We start from the raw sequence: 22243 nt of genomic DNA, 5'->3' as shown, positions 1-22243 counted from the left end.
CTTTCTCAAGAAAAGCTCCGTCAACAAGAAAACTTTACGACTTCGTCGTTTTACGTTGCGTTGTTTTAGCTTTCGATTTGGTTGAACGGGATGCGGTTTTCGCTGCCGCCGGTTTACGTGTACTCGCTACACGTTTGGCCGGTTGAACTGTCTCTTCCGGTTGAACATCAATAGTTTTGATTTCCGGCCGCTCCGCCGGTTGCTGAGTTTCAACCTCGTCATCGTCATCTTTCAGACCTTTTTTGAAACTCTTGATACCTTTGGCAAAATCGCCCATGAATTCAGAAATTTTACCACGACCGAATAGGACAAGAATCATGAGTAGGATCACTATGAGGTGAACAGGTGAAAAGAAATTTCCCATTATGTACTCTCTTCAATGCTGGAACTGTCTTAATGTGTACTTTTAGACACTTTTTTCAAGTCTTTTAAACACAACCACGTGTATTTACATTTTTTATTCCCAAACAAGGTGATTTTAAGATTTTTCTTCCCGATCAAGTGGACTTAAAAGTCCTAATTGTTCCAAATTGACATCTTCAAGCGGTTCTTCTTCATCGGTCAGAATATCAGGATCGGCGGTTGGTGATGGCATACGGAAACTTGCCGGTAATCTTGACGATAGAAGACCTGCACCTTTCAGCTCTTCCATCCCCGGTAAATCGGAAATTTCCGGCAGGCTGAATTCATCGAGAAAAGCAAGGGTCGTTCCGTAAGTGACGGGTCGCCCCGGAACGCGCCTCCTTCCACGAATTTTCACCCAACCTGCTTCCATCAGCACATCCAACGTACCTTTCGATGTTTCAACGCCTCTGACGTCTTCTAGTTCCGCACGTGTTATCGGTTGGTGATAGGCAATAATTGCCAGCACTTCCAAAGCGGCACGAGAAAGCTTCCTCGGACGTTCTTCTTGTCTGTTCAGAAGAAAAGCAAGATCGGGTGCTGTACGGAAAGCATAGGCATTACCTACTTTGACGAGATTGACACCGCGTTTTTTGTAATCCTGTGTAAGCACATCCATAATGGCAGCAATATTTGCGCCCTTAGGGAGCCGCTCTTCCAGAGCGCGGTCGGTTACCGGCTCGCTCGACGCGAAAACAATCGCTTCGGCCATGCGGACAAGTTCGGGCGTAATGTCAAGTTCGCCATTCTGGTTTTTTTCTGCTGTGTTTTGTTCAGCCATTTCACTTGGTTCCCTGCTCTGCCCGATCGCCGTTCACCGTTTTTTGCTCGCCTTCCGTTTTTTTGTGCGCCCGAAGATAAATCGGAGCAAATGGTGCTGCCTGACGAATATCAAGCTGCTTTTCTCTCACCATTTCAAGGCTTGCCGCAAAAGTGCTCGCTAAAGCGGTGCGACGTTCCTGCGCTGTCGGAATAAAGGCAAAAAGGAATTTGTCCAAGGCCTGCCAGTCCTTTGCTTCGCCCATCAACCGCACCAATATTGCACGCGCGGCCTTTAGCGACCAGACCTCCCGCTTTCCCACTTCGACGCGCTTCACTGCCTGCCTTTGGCGCAAACCGGCATAAGCCATCAACAAATCATAAAGCGATACGTCATAAAGGTGCTTTTTTTCCACAACGACCATTTCCGGATTGGCACGCTTGAAAACATCACGTCCCAAACGGTTACGGTTTACAAGCTGGCCTGCCGCTTCGCGCATGGCTTCAAGCCTCTGCAAACGGAATTGCAACAATCCGGCAAGCTCTTCGCCACTTTCACCTTCATCATCCGATCTCTGTGGAACCAGAAGGCGGGATTTAAGGTAAGCAAGCCAGGCCGCCATCACCAGATAATCGGCTGCAAGATCCAACCTCAATTCATGCGCTGTTTTAACAAAATCAAGATATTGCTGCACAAGTTCGACAATTGATATATGTGCCAAATCGACTTTCTGGTTACGTGCCAATTGTAACAATAAATCAAGCGGACCTTCAAACCCCTGAACATCGATCACCAGTGTCGGTTCACTGACGCCATGTTCTTCTTCCTGTTCCCAAATCGGTTCCATTGCCCTCTGGGCAGGATGTCCGGTGTTCTTTCTCCCGCTCGACGGCGATTTTTTATCGTTTGGTGCCAAATCTTATATCCGTTATTTGAACATCAAGAGACTGTGAAATTCTTCCCGCAAGGCCTTTTCATCGGCATTGTCAGGCTGGGAAACCCAATTCGTCGCCGCTTGCGCACGCGCAGCCGATTTGCCTTCAAGCCAAGGTGTTGCAGCAGCAATTTTCTCCATTTCCTCTTTCTCGCCATTGCAGTGCAAAACCAAATCACATCCCGCGGCAAAAGCTTCTTTTGCCAAATCACCCAAGTCGCCAGAAAGCGCTTTCATCGACAAGTCATCTGTCATCAACAAGCCGTCAAAGTCGATCTCGTTGCGGATAATGCTACCCACTATCTTTTTCGACAAAGTCGCCGGTTTTTCCGGATCGACACTTTCATAAACAACATGCGCAGTCATTGCCACCGGCAGATCGGATAATGCCTCGAACGGAGCAAAATCGGTGAGCCGCAAAGTCTCTAACGGAGCATCGACACGTGCAAGGCTTTTATGGGTATCACATAATGCACGACCGTGACCCGGAATATGCTTCATGACCGGCAAAACACCGCCTGCTTTCAAGCCTTTGGCTGCTGCACGTCCCAAAGCTATCACAGTTTCACAATCGTTGCCATAAGCACGGTTCCCGATAATATTGTCCGCTCCTGCAATCGGAACATCGAGAACCGGCAGACAATCTGCATTTATTCCCAACCGCTGCAAATCGAATGCGTGAAGACGTGACATGATAAAGCTTGCGCGCACCCCTTTGGCTTTATCCTTTTTATAGAGTTCACCCAAAGTCGCTGCCGTTGGATAATCGGGTGCAAGAGGTGCACGCAACCGTTGAACACGTCCACCTTCCTGATCGATAAAAATAAAAGCATCATCGCGACCGCAAGCCGAGCGAAGCAATGCAGTCAATTGTTTGATTTCGTCGGCCGAGCCGATATTTCTTGCAAAAAGAATGAAAGCCCAAGGCCGGTTTTCAGCGATAAAATCCTTTTCGTCATTTGTCAGTGAAAGGCCGGACACACCAACAATCATAGCTTTCATTTTTTGCATCTTTTACTTGTCTCGCCGTCCCCGGCGCCTTTCCATATTTTCTTATATTCGTTTTATAAGATCTTCGGGTAAATACAGTTCATTTTACTAATGTCGCGTTTTTTCGGAATTTTCCAGTTTTTTCAACCACACTTTTATGTCGTGAACGGCAAGCCCGCCATTGGGAGCCGGTGAATCTGCTCCGGTCAAAACATTTATCCCTTCCCCCCGAACAAAACTGGAATTGGCAAACAATCCTTGCGAGATAACAACCCGCCTTTTCAGGCCTTCAAACAATTTCGCATGAAGAGCCACACTGCCACGGTGATTGCCTATCTCGACAAGATCGCCATCCGCAATTTCATAAATTGCCGCATCGTCGGGATGAATCATGAGCGTCGGGCGAATTTCTTTCAATAAAGATGTCGGCGATTCCGAAAATGTCGAATTCAGAAAATTATGTGCAGGCGAGGTAACAAGCTTGAACGGATGTTCTTCATCGGCTTTTTCGATAACATCCCACTGGTCGGGAAAATCCGGCATTTCATCATAAGGTCCTTGATAGCCCATTGTGTCAGGGGGAGTATCCGGAGCTTTATAACCCGTCCATCGGGCCTTGAAACGGAATTTCTTGTCAGGCCATGCAAAACCGTTCAGGAAATGTGCCCGTTCAAAAGGCGGCTGAACGTCAAGCCAGCGCTTTTTCTTGAGTTCGTCATAAGTGCCGCGGTGTGACGCTCTCAGCATATTATCGATAAGTTCAATGGCTGTCTTGTCAAATCCCGCCATATGACCGAAACCGAGTCGCTTTGCCAATTCGTTTATAACATAAAGATTGGGTTTCGGTCCGAGCGGCGGTTCAATCAATTTCGGCCCCAAGAGAATATGCTGTTGGCCACCTGCCCGATAAATATCATCATGTTCGAGAAACATCGTTGCAGGCAACACGACATCGGCCATTTTTGCTGTATCTGTCATAAATTGCTCATGAACCACTGTAAAAAGGTCTTCGCGTGCCAAGCCTTTGCGGATCAACCTTTGTTCGGGTGCAACATTTGCCGGATTGGTGTTCTGGATAAACAACACAGTTACAGGCGGGCCACCATAAAGCGTTTCTTGATCGCCAAGCAGAATTCTGCCGATTTTGGATTGATCCAGCGAACGTATTTTCGGGTCAAAGAAAGCCGTTCCTTCAACTTCATTCTTGTTAAGGGCAAATATCGACGCATTGGAAAAAAATGCACCGCCACCTTCATATTGCCACGCTCCCGTAACAGCGGGCACAGAAAGCGCTGCGTGCATTGCAACCGCACCGTTACGTTGTCTGGTAAAACCATATCCGAGCCGGAAGAATGTGCGTTTGGTAGTGCCGACCCAATGGGCAAAGGTTTCGATCTCTTCAACAGACAGGCCGGTAATTTCGGCTGCCCATTGTGGCGTTTTTGTTTTCAAGTGGCGCTCGAACCCGTGCGGATCATCGCTATAGAGTTCCAGATAGTTCCAATCGGCAAAACCATCCCGGAACAATATATGCATGACGGCACAGGCCAAAGCAGCATCGGTTCCCGGCCTTACAATCAGGCCGAGATCGGCCTGACGAACGGTCGCACTCTCGAAAACATCAATCGCAACAATGCGCGCATGGTGGTCTTTACGCGCTTTAGTGACATGGGTCATCACATTGACCTGCGTACTTGCCGCATTGGTCCCCCAGATCACCACAAGATCGGATTTTTCCATTTCGCGCGGGTCGACACCGGCTATTCGGCCGGTGCCTGCAAAATAGCCGGTTGCCGCCGTATTGGTACAAAATGTCGAAAATTGCCCCGAATATTTTCCAGCGTGGCGCAAACGATTGATTGAATCGCGCTGCACCAATCCCATGGTTCCGGCAAAGAAATAAGGCCATATCGTGGTTGAATCATATTTGCTCTCTGCCTTTTGGAAGCGTTCGGCTATGAGGTCGAGTGCATCAGACCATGAGACTTCCTGCCAATTGCCCTCGCCTTTTGGACCTTTTCTGACAAGCGGCTTCAACAATCGTTCCGGATTGTGTACACGCTCGCTATAACGGGCGACTTTTGCACAGATAACACCTGCCGTATAACTATTTTCCTTTGCCCCCCGAATTCTGCCTATTTTTGTCGGAGACAACAATTCCACATCAAGTGCACAAGTTGAAGGACAGTCGTGGGGACAGGCTGTATGGCCAATTTCTACGTTGCTCATGGCAATTCCGACTCAAATCAGTAAAGACGGATTTATTTACCAATTTTACTATTTTCAGGCTAGTCGCACAGCAATAACGCCAAGAACAATTATCAGCGAGGCGACAAAGCGCAAAAAGCTGACACGTTCACGCAATACAAAATACGACAGAATAACAGCAAAAACGATTGCGCTTTCGCGCACGGCGGCCACAAGTGCCACCGGTAACTTTGTCATTGCCCACAATGCAAGGCCATAGGATCCGAGCGACAAAAAACCGCCAATAAGCCCGATAAACCAATATTTTCTAAAGCTGGACAAAAAATGCTGACGTTTCTTGCGTTTTGATAGGTCATATACGACTTTCGTCCCGCCGATCCAAAAAAATAACCACAAGATATAAGAAACGGGCGCCCCTGATAATCTGATACCGATCCCGTCAAGGAGAGTATACAGAGCTATAAAAGCAGCCGTCAGCAAAGAAAGCGGAATGATAGAAGGTTCAATCCTATCGCTGCGTCTTACTGCTTCAAAAGCCAAAGTCAGCACTCCCGACGAGATAAGAATAACGCCGCACCACGCCACCAAAGACAGTTGTTCACCGAGAACCGGCCCGCTGACTATCGCAACGAGAAGCGGTGCGACACCACGCATGACCGGATAGGATTGGCTGACATCGCCTTTTTGATAAATGACCCCGACAAGCACCATATATATGATCTGCACAAAGACAGAAACCAGCAAAAACGGCAGGCTCGCAAGTGACGGTAAGGATTGGAAAGGAATTCCTGCAAGCGCAAGAAGAGAAGAGCCGGCCATGAAAACCGTAATATTGGCTTTTGCCTCACCGGTTAACTTCAGAAGGATGCTCCATAGCGCATGCATCAATGCCGCCAAAAGCACAAGTGACACCATCAAGCCCGACATCCCGCATACTTCCCGCTCGACAAAACAACAAAAAGCAAATCTATAAAAACAACAAAATTATATGAAATTAAAAAAATCAGATTTTATAGGCTCTATCAAATCACGTTAATTTTGTGTTAAAAGCTTCCCGCACAAAAATTGATTTGCAGAGAAGAGTCGATATGCATTTTCTTTTATCTGCTCGTCAAACCTTATCGAAGGATATTTGCTTTTTCCAATCATGGCAGACCAAAATCGACCTACAGTCGTACGGTTTGTCGGGGCTATCGAGATCTTTAAAATGAACAGACGCTTTTTCCTTCTTTCAGCACCGCTTTTTCTCGCCGGTTGTACTTTTCGCCACCCTTTACCCAAAATGGTTCCTATTGATACCGGCGAGCCGGTAACGACAACGACCTATGTTATAAGGCGGCACAAGGCAAAACCGAAGGTTACGCAAAAGAAGAAGGTCAGTTACGGCGAATACCCGTTAAACGAAAAATACGCATCCATGTATGCCGCCACAACCGATAACGGTTTTCCGGTGAATGCTGTTGATACAAGGAGGATCAATCCGGAATATCTGCGTCAGGAAGTTGCATTCCATATGCCCTATAAGCCGGGAACTATTGTTGTCGATCCAACCAACTTCTTTTGTTATTTTGTGCTTTCCGAAGGACGCGCCATGCGTTACGGCGTCGGTGTTGCGCGGTCGGCCGCGGCCGATTTTCAGGGAGAAGCAACAATCGGCCGCAAAGCGGTGTGGCCAACATGGCACCCGACTGCAAGCATGATGCAAAAGCAGCCGCAAAGATACGGCCATCTGTCGGATGGCATGAAAGGCGGTCCCGGAAATCCGCTGGGTGCCCGCGCTCTTTATCTTTATAGAGGTGGTACCGATACACTTTTCCGTTTACATGGAACAGTCGAACCCTGGTCAATCGGCAAGCGGGTATCCTCAGGCTGTATACGTTTCCTCAATCAGGATATTATCGACCTTTATAGCCGCGTACCGGTGGGAACCCGCGCTGTCGTTTTGCCGCATAAAATCGGCCTCGGCTAATGTGAGGAACGGTTAGAACAAAACAATGAATTATCGCCATATTTATCATGCAGGCAATTTTGCCGATGTGTTCAAACATATCATTATCGCCCGCATCATCGAATATCTTAAAAAGAAAGACCATGCGTTCCGTGTGATTGATACACATGCAGGCATCGGCATTTATGATCTTGCTTCGGATGAGGCACAAAAAACCGGTGAATGGATTGATGGCATCGGCCGCATTCTCGATCAAGCTGTGGCTCCGGATGTTGCATTACTCATCAAGCCCTGGCTTGATGTGGTCAACGAGCTTAATGATAAAAGCAGAAAATTCGGCCGTTATCCCGGTTCACCTTATATCGAACGAAAACTGTTGAGAAAACAGGACCGGCTAACAGCGATAGAGCTTCATGAAGCTGATTATAAAAAATTGGCGAATAATTTTGCCGGTGATTATCAGACCCGCGTCATCCATCTCGACGGATATCTTGCCCTTGGTGCCCATGTGCCGCCAAAGGAAAAGCGCGGACTTATCGTTGTTGACCCGCCATTTGAAAAAAACGACGAATTCGAGCGGCTTATCGAAGGTCTTGAAAAAGCGTATAAACGGTTTCCCGGCGGAATCTACGCACTTTGGTATCCGGTCAAACATTATAATGAACTCAATTGGTTTATGAACGAGTTGAGAAGCACTTCGATCCCGAAAATCTTGCGACTGGAGCTTAGAATTAAACAACGTTCCGAAATGCCCGGACTTGACGGGTGTGGTATGATTATTGTTAATCCGCCCTATGTGCTGCCCCATGAAATGGACAAGCTTAAACCATTTTTGCTTGATCGCCTTGGAGCAGACAAACATGCACAATTAATCAACGAATGGATAAATGGTGAAGCTGTTTGAACTTGACGGAATAGCGACAATGAAACATATTGCAGGAATAAATGGTCAACGTGGAATAATCATGCACAAGTCATCGTTCTTTAATGCAAGTTTTCGCAAAGTTTTGTCTCTCTCGGTTTTCGGGCTTGGCTTCTACGCCTGCGTGAATTCTGCAACAGCAGCCGACTTGGCAACATCGCTTGCTCCCCGTTCGCAAGCCTCTTCAGTCAACGATGCGGGCGTGTGTGGTTATAAACGCATTCTTTGGGAAGTCGGTTACAAATTCCGTCATGAGGTGCGTAACGTTCCGGGTCTGCCGCCCGTTCATATCGAACATGTTACAGATATAACAATGGGTCGCGGCGAAAATCCGGCTACAAAGCTCAATATTCCCCGCCAATTTTGCCGTGCAACAGCCATTATGAATGACGGGTCAAGCTATCCGCTTTATTATATGGTGGAATATGGTCAGGGTTTCACTGGTGTAAGTGGCTACAATGTCGAATTCTGTGTTGAAGGTTTCGACAAATGGCGAATTCAGGACGGTAACTGTCGGGCAGTCAAATAATAAAAGCCGGACACGCGCTGCCTTTCTTCTCTGTTCCCGTCTTGTGATTATACAAGTTTCATAACACGTTCTGACGACTTCGATCTGAAACGCCAGTTCTCGGCAAAGTTGCGCCTACCATTCTCCCGATCAAGAATCCTTCCGATCTATGGCGATGAAATCATTTCGGGCGAGCAGCATTTTACAAGTGTCCTGAACAGATTATCAGCAGCACGCACTGCTATTTCCGATCATCCGCTTATTGGCTGCGACCGTACATTTTAAAATATCGTCCCGAAAGCGGAATGTCGGGGCTTGCGAGCCAAAGCTTGAGCGGTTTATTCCGACTGTGGTCATGAATATCTCTCTCGTGTTGAAGATTTTACAACGAGATCTGCTATGATATAGGCCGTGTTATTTTTTCCCGAATAGACAAGATAAAAGTTGAACAGACAAATTCATATATCCGGCGAGGTTGAAAAGCCGGTATCACCAGCATCCCGCACATTGAACCCTAGTTCTGCCTGACAATGATTTTGTGGAGCCTGTTTAAAAAAATATTGCGTTTGGTGGAAAACGCCAGTGACGAAAATCAATTTCCGACAAACGGGCGCTTGAGTGACTGTGGTTCACTGCCAGATATTTTTCTCACAAATATACCCGCATTCATAAATTCAAAATTGCAATGTTATCGGGCAATATCACCACTTTTCATATCTGATGAATTAGTTCGTCAGCATCCGGTAAGTTTAGTGTTACAAATAGAGCCTTCATCTATGAACCGATGATAACACATAAAAGCGCACGTTTTTTGCTTCACCGCATGGGTGATTTGTTTTGTGATTTTACAAGCCTTGATTTCACCGAAAAATATCGCCATTTTGGATTGTAATGTTCCAAACTTGTTGCGAGCCTGGATATTACACAAAATTGTCAATGGAAACTGTTTGATTAAATGGAAAAGAGGCGTCCTGTTGTTCTGATTACAGGCGGTGCCAAACGTTTAGGCGCCGCAATGGCGCTTGATCTGGCTGCAAACGGTTTTGATCTCGCGATTCATTATAATGAAGCACGGCAGGAAGCCGATGCACTTCTGCCTAAATTGGAAGCTTCCGGAGCCAAAGCTTTATCTTTTCAATCCGATCTTTTGAAAACCCATGGCAGAGGTCTTGTCGAAACAGTAACGGAAAAAATGGGGCCGGTTGAAATTCTTGTCAACAATGCTTCGCTATTTCTCGATGATGGTATCGGCGCACTTGATATGAATGTTTGGGATAACCATTTTGCTATACATGTAAAAACGCCCGCTCTATTGGCCGACCGTATGTTTGTTTTATTACCGGAAAACCTCAAAGGTTTGATCGTCAATATTATTGACCAAAGGGTATTGAAGCTTAACCCCAACTTTTTGTCATACACTTTATCCAAGTCGACCTTATGGACATTGACGAAAACTCTGGCTCAAGCACTTGCACCGCGTGTTCGGGTCAATGCTATCGGTCCGGGACCGACGCTTAAAAGTTCGAGACAGGATGAAGACGATTTTGTACGACAAGCGCATTCTGTTTTGCTGGAACACGGGCCTGACTTGGCCGAATTTGGTGCAACAATACGTTATTTTTGGTGTCAAACATCAATAACCGGACAAATGATTGCATTGGATGGCGGGCAACATTTAATGTGGCAAACGCCCGATATTGCAGGACGAAATGAATAATTATGAACTCCCTGACCGAACAAAACACTGATGCCGCTAAAAATTGGGAAGCGAAATCAGGTGAAGATCAACATTCGCGCTCCGACGGCCCCGATATTATCTGGGATAAGGGTGGTTTCAAAAATGATGATCTGAAGCTCACCGGTGCACCGCTCATTCAGGAATTTGTCAAAAATCTGCCGAACAAGCCCGGAGTGTACCGGATGTTCGACAAGGATGGAAATGTCCTTTATGTCGGCAAAGCGCGGAATCTGAAAAAACGTGTGTCGAATTATGCGCGTGGACACGGACACAACAACCGCATCGCGCGCATGATAAGAGCCACCCATTATATGGAATTTGTGGTTACCAGTACAGAAACCGAAGCCCTTCTTCTGGAAGCCAATCTCATCAAGCGGTTGCGCCCGCGTTTTAATGTTCTGCTGCGCGATGATAAAAGCTTTCCCTATATTATCATTACGCGCGACACACGCGCTCCTGCTATCTATAAACATCGTGGTGCACGCTCTCGCAAAGGCGATTATTTTGGTCCCTTTGCGTCTGCCGGTGCTGTAACGCGAACAATCAATGCTATGCAAAGAGCGTTTTTGCTCAGAACATGCACCGACGCGGTCATGGAATCACGCACGCGACCCTGCCTGCTCTATCAGATTAAAAGATGTTCGGCTCCTTGTACTCACGAAATCAGTGACGCCGATTATATGAAACTTGTCGACGAGGCGGAAGCGTTTCTTTCGGGAAAAAGTCAGGCTATTCAAGACAATATGGCAAAAATCATGCGGGAAGCTGCCGATAAACTCGACTTTGAAAGAGCCGCGGTCTATCGCGACCGTTTGTCTGCCCTGTCCCATATTCAGGGACATCAGGAAATCAACCCGCAAACTGTCGACGAAGCAGATGTTTTCGCGATCGCCCAACAGGGCGGCATGACCTGCATTCAGGTGTTCTTCTTCAGAACCGGACAGAACTGGGGAAACCGTTCCTATTTTCCGAAAGCCGACCCTTCAATTTCTGCTCCCGAAGTGCTCGGCGCTTTTCTTGCCCAATTTTATGACGACAAGCCGGTACCGAAGCTTATTCTGCTTTCCGATCATGTCGACGAGGAAGAATTGCTTGCTACAGCCCTTTCCGAAAAAGCAGAGCGCAAAGTAACAATATCGGTGCCGCAAAGGGGTGAAAGAAAGTCACTGGTTGAACATGCCTTGACCAATGCACGCGAAGCTTTGGGACGTCGGCTTGCTGAAACTTCAACACAGGATAAACTGTTGCAAGGGGTTGCAGAGACTTTCGGACTTGAAAAAGTACCCCGCCGTATCGAAGTCTATGATAACTCGCATATTATGGGAACCAATGCGGTGGGCGGCATGATCGTTGCCGGACGCGAAGGTTTTATCAAGAATCAATATAGAAAATTCAATATCCGTTCGACCGATATTACACCGGGTGACGACTTCGGTATGATGAAGGAAGTTATCGACCGGCGGTTCAAAAGGCTTATCAAAGAGCATGGTATACCGGTACCCCAAGCCGATGATACTGCGGCCAATGACGACAGTTTTCCTGCATGGCCCGATATTATTCTGATTGATGGCGGCGAAGGCCAGATGACAGTGGTGCACGAGATGCTCAGAGAACTCGGCATTGACGATGTTGTCACGGCTATCGGTGTTGCAAAAGGTGTTGATCGCGAGGCAGGACGGGAACGGTTTTTTGTTTCCGGTCGCCCGCCTTTCATGTTACCACCGCGCGACCCTGTCCTATATTTTCTTGAGCGTTTGCGCGATGAAGCACACAGATTTGCCATCGGCACCCATCGCATAAAACGTAAAAAAGAAATGATGAAGAATCCGCTCGACGAAGTGGAAGGCATCGGGCCGGCACGCAAGCGGGCCCTGCTTGGCCATTTTGGAACTGCAAAAGCCGTTGCAGGCGCGGCGGTGGAAGATTTGATGAAAGTTGAAGGAATCTCGGCAGCAACAGCTCAACAAATTCACGATCATTTTAATGAAAGATAATGCTTGTTTTTGACGATTCTATCGCTAATTAATAGAGGTAACTTGATTCAATTGGTACGCTCTTCTCAAAAAGGGTATATTTGATTGCTTTTTTAAGTTCACCCGATCGGCCGCTTTGTTCGTTTTGTTTTCAAGCAGCCTCAAGACGTTAAAAGGATTGAATACGGCAGAATGAAAAATCATACTTTATCGTTGCCAAACATCCTTACCTATGCACGCATTGTTGCCGTACCGCTTGTTGTCTTGTGCTTTTTTGTGGAAGGCCGTCTGCAATCGACCGATACAGCACGCTGGTGGGCGGTTATCATATTTGTGGTCGCGTCTATTACAGATTTTTTCGACGGTTATCTTGCGCGCGTCTGGAAACAGACCTCGAATATCGGTCGTATGCTTGATCCGATTGCAGACAAACTTCTTGTTTCGGCTTGCCTTCTGTTGCTAGCCGCTGATGGTACAATTGCCGGTTGGGCGCTGTGGGCGGCAATCATCATTCTTTGCCGCGAAATTCTGGTTTCAGGATTACGTGAATATCTGGCATCACTCAAAGTCAGTGTTCCGGTTTCGCGATTGGCAAAATGGAAAACGACCGTGCAAATGTTTTCCATTGTTTTTCTGCTTGCCGGCCCTGCCGGTGACAAAGTTATTCCTTATGCCACCGAATTTGGCCTTGTCATGTTGTGGGTCGCCGCTATTCTTACACTATGGACGGGCTGGGATTATTTCCGCGCCGGTCTTAAACACGTGATTGATTGAAGGATACGCATGAAATTACAATATTTTGCATGGGTTCGCGAACGTATCGGTCGCGGAGAAGAAACTCTTGAATTACCGCAGAACGTGAAAACGGTAGATGATCTTCTCTCCTATCTCAAAACCCTTGGGGAAAACTATGCTTTCGCTCTGGAGAACCCGGAGCTTATACGCGTGGCTATTGATGAAGAACATGTCGATCACGATAGCCTCATTGGAAATTCGCATGAAATTGCCCTTTTTCCGCCGATGACAGGTGGTTGAAACATGAAAATTAAAATCTCTGTCCAGCCGCAAGATTTTGACATGGGTGCCGAAGTCGACAAAATCCGCAATCACTCTGCCTCGGTGGGTGGTATTGTGGCTTTTTGCGGTTTATGCCGAAGCGAAGGCGGGCGTCTTTCTGCTCTCGAAATCGAACATTATCCGGGAATGGCCGAGAAACGCATCAAACAGATTGTTGACGATGCCTCGACGCGCTGGTCACTGGAAGGCGTCACGGTTATCCACCGTTTCGGGACAATCAAGGTCGGGGAACAAATTGTTCTGGTTGTAACCGCCTCCCCTCACCGGCGGGAAGCGTTTGACGCGGCGAACTTCATTATGGACTTTTTGAAAACCGAAGCTCCGTTCTGGAAGAAAGAACATCTTCGTGACGGGACACCACAAAACTGGGTTGAAGCCAAAGCGACTGATGAACATACGAAGGTGAGATGGCAAAAAAAGTCCGGGCAATCGAAAAAATAATGCAAACCGAATCCTTTTAAAAGCGATGCTTATGACGCCATTGTCTTTTATCGGGGAATAGAGAAGTAAACAACGAACAAATATATCCGCAGGTTTTGGTGGATCACAGGTCATTGTGCCTTATTTTTTCCAGAAAAAGAGGCATACTTATGGGGTAGCGCGTTGACGTACTGTCGGCAGCTACAGTGGTTCAATCAAACGGGGGCATTGGCCATTGATATATCTGTGTTCAACAGGGGTAACATCAATTCATGAAACGACATATTCTGGCGGCTTTTACATTTGGCGCGACAGCGCTGGCAAGTGTTTCTCTCGTTGTTCTACCGGCGTTTATAATGAATACAGTTGTACCTACATATAGTGCTGCATCGGAAACATTAACCATTCATGGTGATGTCACCTATCTCCAGCGGATAGAACTTCCGCAACATGCCTATCTCGTTGTTCAACTCGTCGATGTTACCAATGCTGATGGCCCCTTCCCTATCGTTGCAGAAATCGCGCAACAGCCTAATGGTTCGGTTCCTATCGAATTTGATCTTCCGGTCGATCATGCCAATATTGCTCCACAACACAAATACGCGCTTCAGGCACGCATTGCCGTTGGCGATGTTTTATGGTTTGTAAGCGATGAAAGAAAGATGATTGTTCCCGAAGATAAAAACGCTCGTTATGAACTTGTATTGGGCATGGTCAATCAATCGACAACAACACCGAAACCTGTTTCAACGACAATTTCCGGACATGAATGGAAAGTCGAAGATATGTTCGGAACCGGCATTATCGACAATTCCCATCTGACTGTCGCCGTCGAGCCGAAAGCTGAAGATAAAAAGGCCGGTGACCATCCGAAATATCGTATAACCGGCAGTGGCGGCTGTAATCGTTATACAACCTCTGCTGTTATTGATGACGAGAGAGACATTATCTCGTTCGACCCGCCAGCTATGACTTTCATGGCCTGCGCAGAAGCGATTTCGCAACAGGAAAGCCGCTTCATTGAAATGCTTGCCAAAGCAAAATCCTACATGTTCGATGATCTGGGCCGACTTATTTTGAAAGATGAAAATGGCAATTATGTTGCCCGCCTTGTGCCGGATCTCTGACCTATCGAAAAACAGAAAGAAACTTTAACAAATACAAAATTTAGCAAATAACGGGAAACTCTGTCTTCCGGCCTTCAATGCCAACCGAATAAAAAGCCCGGTATCAGTTCCGGGCTTTATTATTACTCGAATTTTTTCAGTGACGTCATCATCAGCCGACAATTTCAGTGCCGGAAAACCAATAGGCAATTTCTTCTTTGGCTGTTGCGGGCGAATCGGAACCGTGAACCGAGTTTTCCCCGATCGACAAAGCGAATGTTTTGCGGATTGTCCCCTCGGCAGCATCTTTCGGATTGGTCGCACCCATGATTTCACGGTTTTTGGCAATGGCATTTTCGCCTTCAAGCACTTGGACAATTGTCGGGCCAGATGACATGAACTCTGTCAATTCGCCAAAAAACGGACGGTCTTTATGAACAGCATAAAAGCCTTCTGCTTCACGCAAACTCATCCACACACGTTTGGAAGCGACAACGCGCAAGCCTGCCTCCTCAAGCATCTTGGTGATGGCACCCGTAAGATTACGACGTGTTGCATCGGGTTTAATCATTGAAAAAGTGCGTTCTATAGCCATTTTGCCACCTTTATAAATATATTTTCAGTTGCGTCTCTATAACCGTATAACCGACATTTGCCAAGTAAAACCCTTTTCCCGTTAAGGCACAATTCGACAAATTATATGCATTATTTCGACTTGATAACGACCTTGAGCCTTTAACAAGTTTGTTAAACAATTATTGCAGCGATTTTTCTTGCCTTCGGTTCAAAACCCATGCAAAAGCCTTAGGTTATGTTGATATTGAACGATATTACAGTCCGCATCGCCGGGCGTCTCCTGATTGACCATTCCAGCGCCACGCTCCCTACGGGAACGAAAACCGGCTTTGTCGGCCATAATGGTGCAGGCAAGTCAACGCTTTTCCGTGTCATTATGGGTGATCTTGCGCCGGAAACAGGCGATGTTACCATCCCTAAAGATACCCGCATCGGACAGGTTGCACAGGAAGCTCCCGGAACTGATGATTCGCTCATTTCTATTGTCCTTGCGGCCGATAAAGAACGTACAGCATTGCTGAAGGAAGCCGAAACCGCAACCGACCCGATGCGAATTGCCGCAATTCATGCGCGTCTTGGTGACATCGGCGCGCATTCTGCCGAGGCCCGCGCCGCCAGCATTCTATCGGGATTGGGATTTGATGCGGATGCCCAGCAGAGACCGGCATCGTCCTTTTCCGGAGGATGGCGTATGCGCGTTGCACTTGCTGCGGTTCTTTTTTCCGAACCCGATTTGCTCCTGCTCGATGAGCCGACAAACTATCTTGATCTTGAAGGAACACTCTGGCTTATCGAATATATACGCCGTTACCCCTATTCGGTCATTATCATCAGTCACGATCGCGAATTGCTCAACAGTGCTACAAACTCTATTTTGCACCTTGAGAATAAAAAATTGACCCTCTGGCGTGGCAATTATGACCAATTTGAACGCCAGCACGCCGAAACAAAAGAACTGCAACTGAAGCAGGCGGCTAAACAGGAAGCCCATCGCAAGCATATGGAGGATTTTGTCCGGCGTTTTCGTGCCAAAGCAACCAAAGCAAGACAGGCACAATCGCGCTTGAAGGCTTTGGAAAAACTGAAACCTGTGAGCGTATGGCAAGATGAACACGTCCAGCCTTTTTCATTCCCTTCTGCTGAAAAGATAGCCGCCTCGCCGATTATAGCACTATCGAAAGTCGATGTCGGATATGAAGCGGGAAAACCGGTATTAAAAGGCCTTGACCTTAGAATAGATAATGACGACAGAATTGCACTTCTGGGGGCAAACGGAAACGGTAAATCCACTTTGGCAAAATTGCTTGCAGGGCGCCTCAAACCCGAAGCCGGTACGATAACAGTTTCCCCCAATCTGAAAGTTGCATTTTTTGCCCAGCATCAGATGGATGATTTGAGGCCGGAAGAAAATCCGATCGAGCATGTACGCCGCCTCATGCCGAAACAACCGGAAGCAAAAATTCGCGCGGCCGTTGCCCGCATGGGCTTGTCTACCGAAAAAATGATGACAAAAGCCAAAGAGTTGTCGGGTGGTGAAAAAGCCCGCTTGCTCATGGGACTTGCAACTTTTGAAGGACCGAATCTTCTCATCCTCGATGAACCGACCAATCACCTCGATATTGACAGCCGTGAAGCTCTTGTAATGGCACTCAATGATTTTGAAGGCGCAGTCATTCTCATTGCGCATGACCGTCACCTTATCGAAGCAACAGCCGACCGGCTTTGGCTTGTAAGTAACGGAACAGTTCATCCCTATGAAGGCGATATGGATGATTATCGCAATGACATATTGGGCCTCACAAAAGCAAAATCCGTAGTCAAAGAAGAAAAACAGGCCACCCCGCAAAAATCAAAAAATGAACAACGCAAGGCCAGTGCCGAAAAACGCGCAGAACTGGCGCCGCTCAAAAAACAGATAACCGATACCGAAGCCTTGATAGAAAGGCTGCAAAAACTGATTGCGCGTCTGGACGGCGAGCTTGCAAAGCCTGATCTTTATGCAAAATCGCCCGAAAAAGGCGCGGAGCTTGCTAAAGAACGTGCAGATGCTGCAAGCAGGCTTGAAGACGCCGAAAGCCGCTGGCTTAAAATGAGTAGCGATTACGAGGACGCTATCGGGTAACAAGCCATGTAATATTACCCGCAGCAAGCAATATATTATCTATTGCTCAACCACCCGATAAAGCCGGAAAAACAGGCTTTATCGGGTTCTTTTTAATGTCCGGTCAACCATGAAGAACGGAAAATTTTAGTCTGCAATGAACAGATTAAAGATTATATTCAAGTGTTTTCATGAAATTCCGTAAGCCGATTTCATTTGCAACCATATCGGGCTGCAAGCTCTCGTGGTAAATCAATATCGCCGGACGACAGGCAGTAAGTTCAATTTTTTACTTGTCGAACCGCCATTCATCACATTTTCCAAGCTGCCAGCACCTGCCGTTTAAACGTTAAAAATATAGATAAAGTGCCTCATCATATAATTTTCGCCATGAAATTCTTGGTGTGAGCGAAGCGGCAAAAAGCTGTTATTCGCCAAAACCGGAGAGATACCCCGAAAGCTACCCCGCTTAAAGCAAAATAAAAGCCGGAACAGATAAACTCTGCTAACGTCTATAGACAAAAACCCCAACATGTTGATGGTTTTATCGTTCACCAAATTTTTTATTTAAACGAGACTCGACACAACAAAGAAATTTTTATAACTATTGCAAACTATTTTTATAATTTCATTACGATTAATAGGGTGGAGACTTTCCAATCATGTCAACAGCTATCGTCGAAGAAAATGCCCAACCTCATAATTCGGTTGCGCAGATTTTGCTTGCCAGTATGATCGGCACGACAATCGAGTTTTTCGATTTTTATGTCTTTGCAACGGCAGCAGCACTTCTGTTTCCTGTACTATTTTTTCCGAAGGGCGATCCGACTGTTGCGCTTCTAAGTTCTTTTGCCATTTTTTCGGCTGCGTTCTTCGCACGTCCTTTAGGATCAATCGTCTTTGGTCATTATGGTGACAAATTGGGTCGCAAAGTGACACTCGTTGCTGCATTGCTGACGATGGGTATTTCGACTGTTCTTATCGGTTTTCTACCGACATATGAATCCATTGGCTGGTACGCCCCGTTATTGCTGACACTCTGCCGTTTCGGTCAGGGTCTTGGTCTGGGAGGTGAATGGGGCGGCGCTGTTTTGCTGGCAACAGAAAACGCACCGAAGGAAAAACGTGGCTGGTATGCAATGTTCCCACAATTGGGTGCGCCCATAGGACTTATCCTTTCTGCCGGTACATTCTGGTTCATGTGGAATTTTTTAAGCGAAAGCCAACGTTTTGAATGGGGATGGCGGCTACCTTTTATCGCTTCGATTATCCTGATTATTATCGGCCTTTGGGTACGCCTTTCCATCAGCGAAACGCCCGAATTCAAAAAAGCTATTGAACGTGCCGAACGCGTCAAAGTGCCATTGATCGATGTCTTTGTTAAATATCCGCGGGCGCTTTTCCTCGGCAGCTTTGCCGGTATGACCACCTTTGTATTGTTCTACCTGTGCAGCGCATATTTGTTATCCTATTCAACCCACCACCTTCACCTCACTTTCGGCCAAGCACTCGAAATCCAGATGGTTGGTGCTGTATTCTTCGGCCTTCTCATTCCGTTTTCAGGAAAAATATCCGACCGTATCGGACGCCGCACTCTGATGATCTGGGTTACGATTTTTATCGGGCTTTTTTCTTTTCTCATGCCCTATCTTTTGGATGGAGGTGTATTCGGAAGCTTTATACTTTCAGCCGTCGGCCTTGGCCTGATGGGGCTCACCTATGGTCCGATCGGAGCAGCACTTGCCTCGCCGTTCCCCACAACAATCAGATATACCGGTGCGTCGATGACATTCAACTTTGCGGGAATTGTCGGTGCATCATTTGCTCCTTATATTGCCGAGACACTCGTCCAGAATTTCGGAACCGCTTATATCGGTTATTATCTGTTACTGAGTTCCTTTATCTCTCTGACATGTTTTGTAGGCTTTACCGACAAAGAAATTTCTCACTGATAAATTAAAAATATCAGGCGAGCAAAAACAGGAAAAATAGCAGTGGCAGCAAAAAAGCTGCCACTGCTGTTTTTTTCGGCATAACCGATGGTAAAACCAGATGAAGTAAAAGAGCCACCAGAACTGTTGTAGAGATAAAAATAACATTGGCTGCAAAGGCTATATTTTCGATATGGAACGTAGCTGATAAAATACGGGTCGAGCCAATCCATGACGTTATCAGGAAAGCGAAGAAAACAGCCCAGATAAGATGTAATAGCCGGATAAAATTCATCTGTCCCGATTTTTTCTGGCGGCTCTCAAAATTGTATAAACGCCGAGTGCGATAATAATAACGAAAACCCAACGTCCGCCGCCGGAACCGTCTTCAATAAATTTTTCCGGATAGATCAAACCGGCAAAACCGATAAAAATAAGAATAACAGGGGTTATGCGCATCAGGCTTTTTTCTCCCAACGACGATCTTCGGTTTGTTGCCAATAAGTTAGCTGATGATTTTGTTCTTTATAGGATTTCCATTGTCTTCGTGCTTCTGCAAGAAGTTCCTGATCGCGGCCATCGAACATGACGACCAGACGCTCATAATTTTGCGGGTTGGAACAATCCGCGCCCTCGACCAGAAAACGCACCTGCGAACCATTCGGGTTTTCCTCTCCCACCGTCAGATATACCGGCTGAAGATCCGGAAATTTATCGCGTTCCGTTCCGTGACCGATAAACGAATCGTCAGCATAGACCCACAGGTAGGAATCCATTGCATCGCGACGTTCATCGCTCATAAACTGGATTGTCACTTTCCAGTGCCGCGCCAAAGAACGCTCGACAAGCCCTGGCAGGGCTTCATCAAGCGTTGATTGGGTCAAATGGTAGAAAAGGATTTCTGCCACCTCAAGCCTCGTAATTGTCACTAATCAGCCGGTCAAGCAAGCGGACGCCGAAGCCCGAAGCCCAGGATTGGTTATATTCGTTCAGCGGTGCTTCCATCGCAGTACCCGCAATATCAAGATGCGCCCAAGCGGTTTCGCCCACAAAACGTTGCAAAAATTGAGCTGCGGTAATCGAACCGGCATGACGGCCACAACTGTTTCTCATATCCGCAACCTTGGAATCGACAATTTTGTCATAGGTCTCGCTCAAAGGCATCCGCCACAGCTTTTCACCTGTTTTATGCCCTGCATTCACAAGACGACCGGCCAATTCATCCTGATTACTGAAAAGCCCCGCATATTCGGTTCCAAGAGCAACCATAATTGCACCGGTCAAAGTGGCGAGATCCACCATAATTGCGGGCTTGAAACGCTCTTTGGTATAAAATAATGCGTCCGAAAGAACCAGCCGGCCTTCGGCATCTGTATTGATAACTTCAATTGTCTGCCCCGACATCGACGTGACAATATCACCGGGGCGTTGGGCGTTTGCGTCAGGCATATTTTCAACAAGCCCTATCACACCGACCACATTGGCTTTGGCTTTTCGCGAAGCAACAGCTTTCAACAAGCCGGTAACGGCCGCTGCCCCGCCCATGTCGCCTTTCATTCCCTCCATGCCTGCACTGGATTTCAAGGAAATGCCACCGGAGTCAAAAACCACACCCTTGCCGACAAATGCCAATGGGCGATCTTTGGCTTTTCCCCCTTGCCACTGCATGACCGCAAGATAGGGCGGACGTTTGGAACCGCGCGCTACACCAAGCAAAGCCCCCATGCCCAGTTTTTTCATATCTTTTTCGTCGAGGATTTCAACTTTCACGCCGATCTTTTCGAGTTTCTCGACTTCCTTGACAAACTCTTTGGTTCCCAGAATGTTGGCAGGCTGATTGACAAGATCGCGTGCAAGAAGAACCGAATCGGCAAGCGAATTTGCTCTTTCAATAAGAGCCTCGCCTGCTTTTGCATCCTCCAACTGGAGGACAAGTTTCATCGTCTTTGTGTGGCTATCGTTGGTCTTTGAAACGGTTTTATAGTCATCAAACGAATAATTGCGCAGCCTTAGCCCTAAAACAAAGTCGAAAATGTTTTCGTCTTTTAATTTTTCACCGGCTACAGTCAGGTAAATATCGGCTGAATCAGTATCTTTGAGGGATGCAAATGCTGCACCGCCAATTTTGATCCAGTCGTCACCGTCAAGCTGTTCGGTATTGCCAATACCAAGAAGAACCAACCGGTCAAAACCCTTTTTGCCGTCACAAACTTCATCGACAACTTCAAGTTTTTTCCCTTTGAAGCCGCGTACCGAAACGATCCTTTCGATCAGTGCTTTTCCCACCATTTTTTCGACTTCAAAAGTGGTTTTCCTGTTTTCGTTAACAAGAACAACAACTGTCGCTTTCTTCGGCGCGGAAACCGTATTGCTATCTATTAAAATATCTTTTTGCATTCAATAACTCCTGCCAATTGCTGATTTAAAGCCGTAAATTCGCATAATCATATCGCTCGGCTTGCATTTAATCTTGTCTTTAATATCGAAACCGGAAGTGCAGTGTGACCTGTCGGCACTAAAATGTATTTTTTTGTCCTGTGCACTGCAAGATGTCTTTTGCCATCTTGCAACTTAACCGTCACTTGTGGCAAAAGAAAATTGTTAAGAAGCGGTTAACTAATTTTTTTTGCCTCTTGTTAGATTCATTAT

The 22243-nt window shown here is 46.8% G+C and carries 22 protein-coding genes; 11 read left to right on the top strand and 11 right to left on the bottom strand.

The window, feature by feature from the left end; translation table 11 throughout:
• Nucleotides 1-34: 34 nt before the first annotated feature.
• The 6 genes from H3S94_RS05805 to H3S94_RS05780 form a co-directional block, all read right to left on the bottom strand.
• Nucleotides 35-364, bottom strand: a complete 330-nt coding sequence (locus H3S94_RS05805) for a twin-arginine translocase TatA/TatE family subunit (RefSeq protein ID WP_198240540.1) — start codon at nt 362-364, stop codon at nt 35-37.
• A 114-nt stretch (nt 365-478) separates the two neighbouring features.
• Nucleotides 479-1183, bottom strand: a complete 705-nt coding sequence (scpB, locus tag H3S94_RS05800) for an SMC-Scp complex subunit ScpB (RefSeq protein WP_198240539.1) — start codon at nt 1181-1183, stop codon at nt 479-481.
• Nucleotide 1184: 1 nt separating this feature from the next.
• Nucleotides 1185-2009: a ScpA family protein gene (locus tag H3S94_RS05795; RefSeq protein WP_077994504.1), complete on the bottom strand. Its 825-nt coding sequence runs from the start codon at nt 2007-2009 to the stop codon at nt 1185-1187.
• Between the two features lie 81 nt (nt 2010-2090).
• On the bottom strand, nt 2091-3107 hold the full coding sequence (gene nagZ / locus H3S94_RS05790) for a beta-N-acetylhexosaminidase (protein ID WP_198240538.1): 1017 nt from the start codon (nt 3105-3107) through the stop codon (nt 2091-2093).
• 87 nt (nt 3108-3194) lie between these two features.
• Nucleotides 3195-5315, bottom strand: coding sequence for a molybdopterin oxidoreductase family protein (locus tag H3S94_RS05785; RefSeq protein WP_198240537.1), 2121 nt, complete (start codon nt 5313-5315; stop codon nt 3195-3197).
• 54 nt (nt 5316-5369) lie between these two features.
• Nucleotides 5370-6221, bottom strand: a complete 852-nt coding sequence (locus tag H3S94_RS05780; protein ID WP_198240536.1) for a DMT family transporter — start codon at nt 6219-6221, stop codon at nt 5370-5372.
• 280 nt (nt 6222-6501) lie between these two features.
• Between H3S94_RS05780 and H3S94_RS05775 the strand changes: the two genes are divergently transcribed.
• The 9 genes from H3S94_RS05775 to H3S94_RS05735 all read left to right on the top strand — a co-directional run bounded on the left by H3S94_RS05775 (nt 6502) and on the right by H3S94_RS05735 (nt 15007).
• Nucleotides 6502-7263 (top strand): L,D-transpeptidase, encoded by a 762-nt coding sequence (locus tag H3S94_RS05775; RefSeq protein WP_225868150.1) that lies wholly within the window; start codon nt 6502-6504, stop codon nt 7261-7263.
• A 25-nt stretch (nt 7264-7288) separates the two neighbouring features.
• Complete coding sequence (locus H3S94_RS05770) at nt 7289-8146, top strand: 23S rRNA (adenine(2030)-N(6))-methyltransferase RlmJ (protein ID WP_077991764.1); 858 nt, start codon at nt 7289-7291, stop codon at nt 8144-8146.
• A 19-nt stretch (nt 8147-8165) separates the two neighbouring features.
• A complete protein-coding gene (locus tag H3S94_RS05765; RefSeq protein ID WP_149866637.1) occupies nt 8166-8693 on the top strand; it encodes a hypothetical protein in 528 nt (175 codons plus the stop codon).
• A 934-nt stretch (nt 8694-9627) separates the two neighbouring features.
• Nucleotides 9628-10389, top strand: a complete 762-nt coding sequence (locus H3S94_RS05760) for an SDR family oxidoreductase (RefSeq protein ID WP_198240535.1) — start codon at nt 9628-9630, stop codon at nt 10387-10389.
• A 2-nt stretch (nt 10390-10391) separates the two neighbouring features.
• Nucleotides 10392-12404, top strand: a complete 2013-nt coding sequence (gene uvrC, locus H3S94_RS05755; protein WP_198240534.1) for an excinuclease ABC subunit UvrC — start codon at nt 10392-10394, stop codon at nt 12402-12404.
• A 171-nt stretch (nt 12405-12575) separates the two neighbouring features.
• Entirely contained in the window at nt 12576-13157 is a 582-nt protein-coding gene (pgsA, locus tag H3S94_RS05750) for a CDP-diacylglycerol--glycerol-3-phosphate 3-phosphatidyltransferase (protein WP_077991759.1), read from the top strand.
• A gap of 9 nt (nt 13158-13166) precedes the next feature.
• Complete coding sequence (moaD, locus tag H3S94_RS05745; RefSeq protein WP_077991757.1) at nt 13167-13418, top strand: molybdopterin converting factor subunit 1; 252 nt, start codon at nt 13167-13169, stop codon at nt 13416-13418.
• 3 nt (nt 13419-13421) lie between these two features.
• Nucleotides 13422-13901, top strand: a complete 480-nt coding sequence (locus H3S94_RS05740) for a molybdenum cofactor biosynthesis protein MoaE (RefSeq protein ID WP_077991755.1) — start codon at nt 13422-13424, stop codon at nt 13899-13901.
• Between the two features lie 251 nt (nt 13902-14152).
• On the top strand, nt 14153-15007 hold the full coding sequence (locus tag H3S94_RS05735; protein ID WP_077991753.1) for a YbaY family lipoprotein: 855 nt from the start codon (nt 14153-14155) through the stop codon (nt 15005-15007).
• 151 nt (nt 15008-15158) lie between these two features.
• Here H3S94_RS05735 and ndk read toward each other — a convergent pair whose 3' ends face one another.
• Entirely contained in the window at nt 15159-15581 is a 423-nt protein-coding gene (gene ndk / locus H3S94_RS05730) for a nucleoside-diphosphate kinase (protein WP_077991751.1), read from the bottom strand.
• Between the two features lie 216 nt (nt 15582-15797).
• Here ndk and H3S94_RS05725 point away from each other — a divergent pair, with 216 nt between their 5' ends.
• Both H3S94_RS05725 and H3S94_RS05720 read left to right on the top strand, forming a co-directional pair.
• The gene (locus tag H3S94_RS05725) at nt 15798-17684 is read left to right on the top strand and encodes an ABC-F family ATP-binding cassette domain-containing protein (RefSeq protein ID WP_077991743.1); all 1887 of its coding nucleotides are present in this window, start codon (nt 15798-15800) and stop codon (nt 17682-17684) included.
• Between the two features lie 641 nt (nt 17685-18325).
• On the top strand, nt 18326-19615 hold the full coding sequence (locus H3S94_RS05720; protein WP_077991742.1) for an MFS transporter: 1290 nt from the start codon (nt 18326-18328) through the stop codon (nt 19613-19615).
• Nucleotides 19616-19628: 13 nt separating this feature from the next.
• On the opposite strand, the gene H3S94_RS05715 is transcribed toward H3S94_RS05720, so the two are convergent.
• The 4 genes from H3S94_RS05715 to H3S94_RS05700 are packed head-to-tail and all read right to left on the bottom strand — an operon-like array spanning nt 19629 to nt 21991.
• A complete protein-coding gene (locus H3S94_RS05715) occupies nt 19629-19889 on the bottom strand; it encodes a hypothetical protein (RefSeq protein WP_077991741.1) in 261 nt (86 codons plus the stop codon).
• Nucleotides 19886-20053 (bottom strand): hypothetical protein, encoded by a 168-nt coding sequence (locus H3S94_RS05710; protein ID WP_188318084.1) that lies wholly within the window; start codon nt 20051-20053, stop codon nt 19886-19888. The genes H3S94_RS05715 and H3S94_RS05710 overlap by 4 nt, the downstream gene beginning before the upstream one ends.
• The gene (locus H3S94_RS05705; protein WP_077991739.1) at nt 20053-20502 is read right to left on the bottom strand and encodes a DNA polymerase III subunit chi; all 450 of its coding nucleotides are present in this window, start codon (nt 20500-20502) and stop codon (nt 20053-20055) included. The genes H3S94_RS05710 and H3S94_RS05705 overlap by 1 nt, the downstream gene beginning before the upstream one ends.
• A gap of 1 nt (nt 20503) precedes the next feature.
• Nucleotides 20504-21991, bottom strand: coding sequence for a leucyl aminopeptidase (locus H3S94_RS05700; protein ID WP_198240533.1), 1488 nt, complete (start codon nt 21989-21991; stop codon nt 20504-20506).
• Between the last annotated feature and the right edge of the window lie 252 nt (nt 21992-22243).

The organism is Bartonella sp. B10834G3, from assembly GCF_016102505.1.
Lineage (GTDB): Bacteria > Pseudomonadota > Alphaproteobacteria > Rhizobiales > Rhizobiaceae > Bartonella > Bartonella choladocola.
The sequence above is the reverse complement of the archived record's forward strand: the minus strand, read 5'-3'. Positions and strand labels throughout refer to the sequence as shown.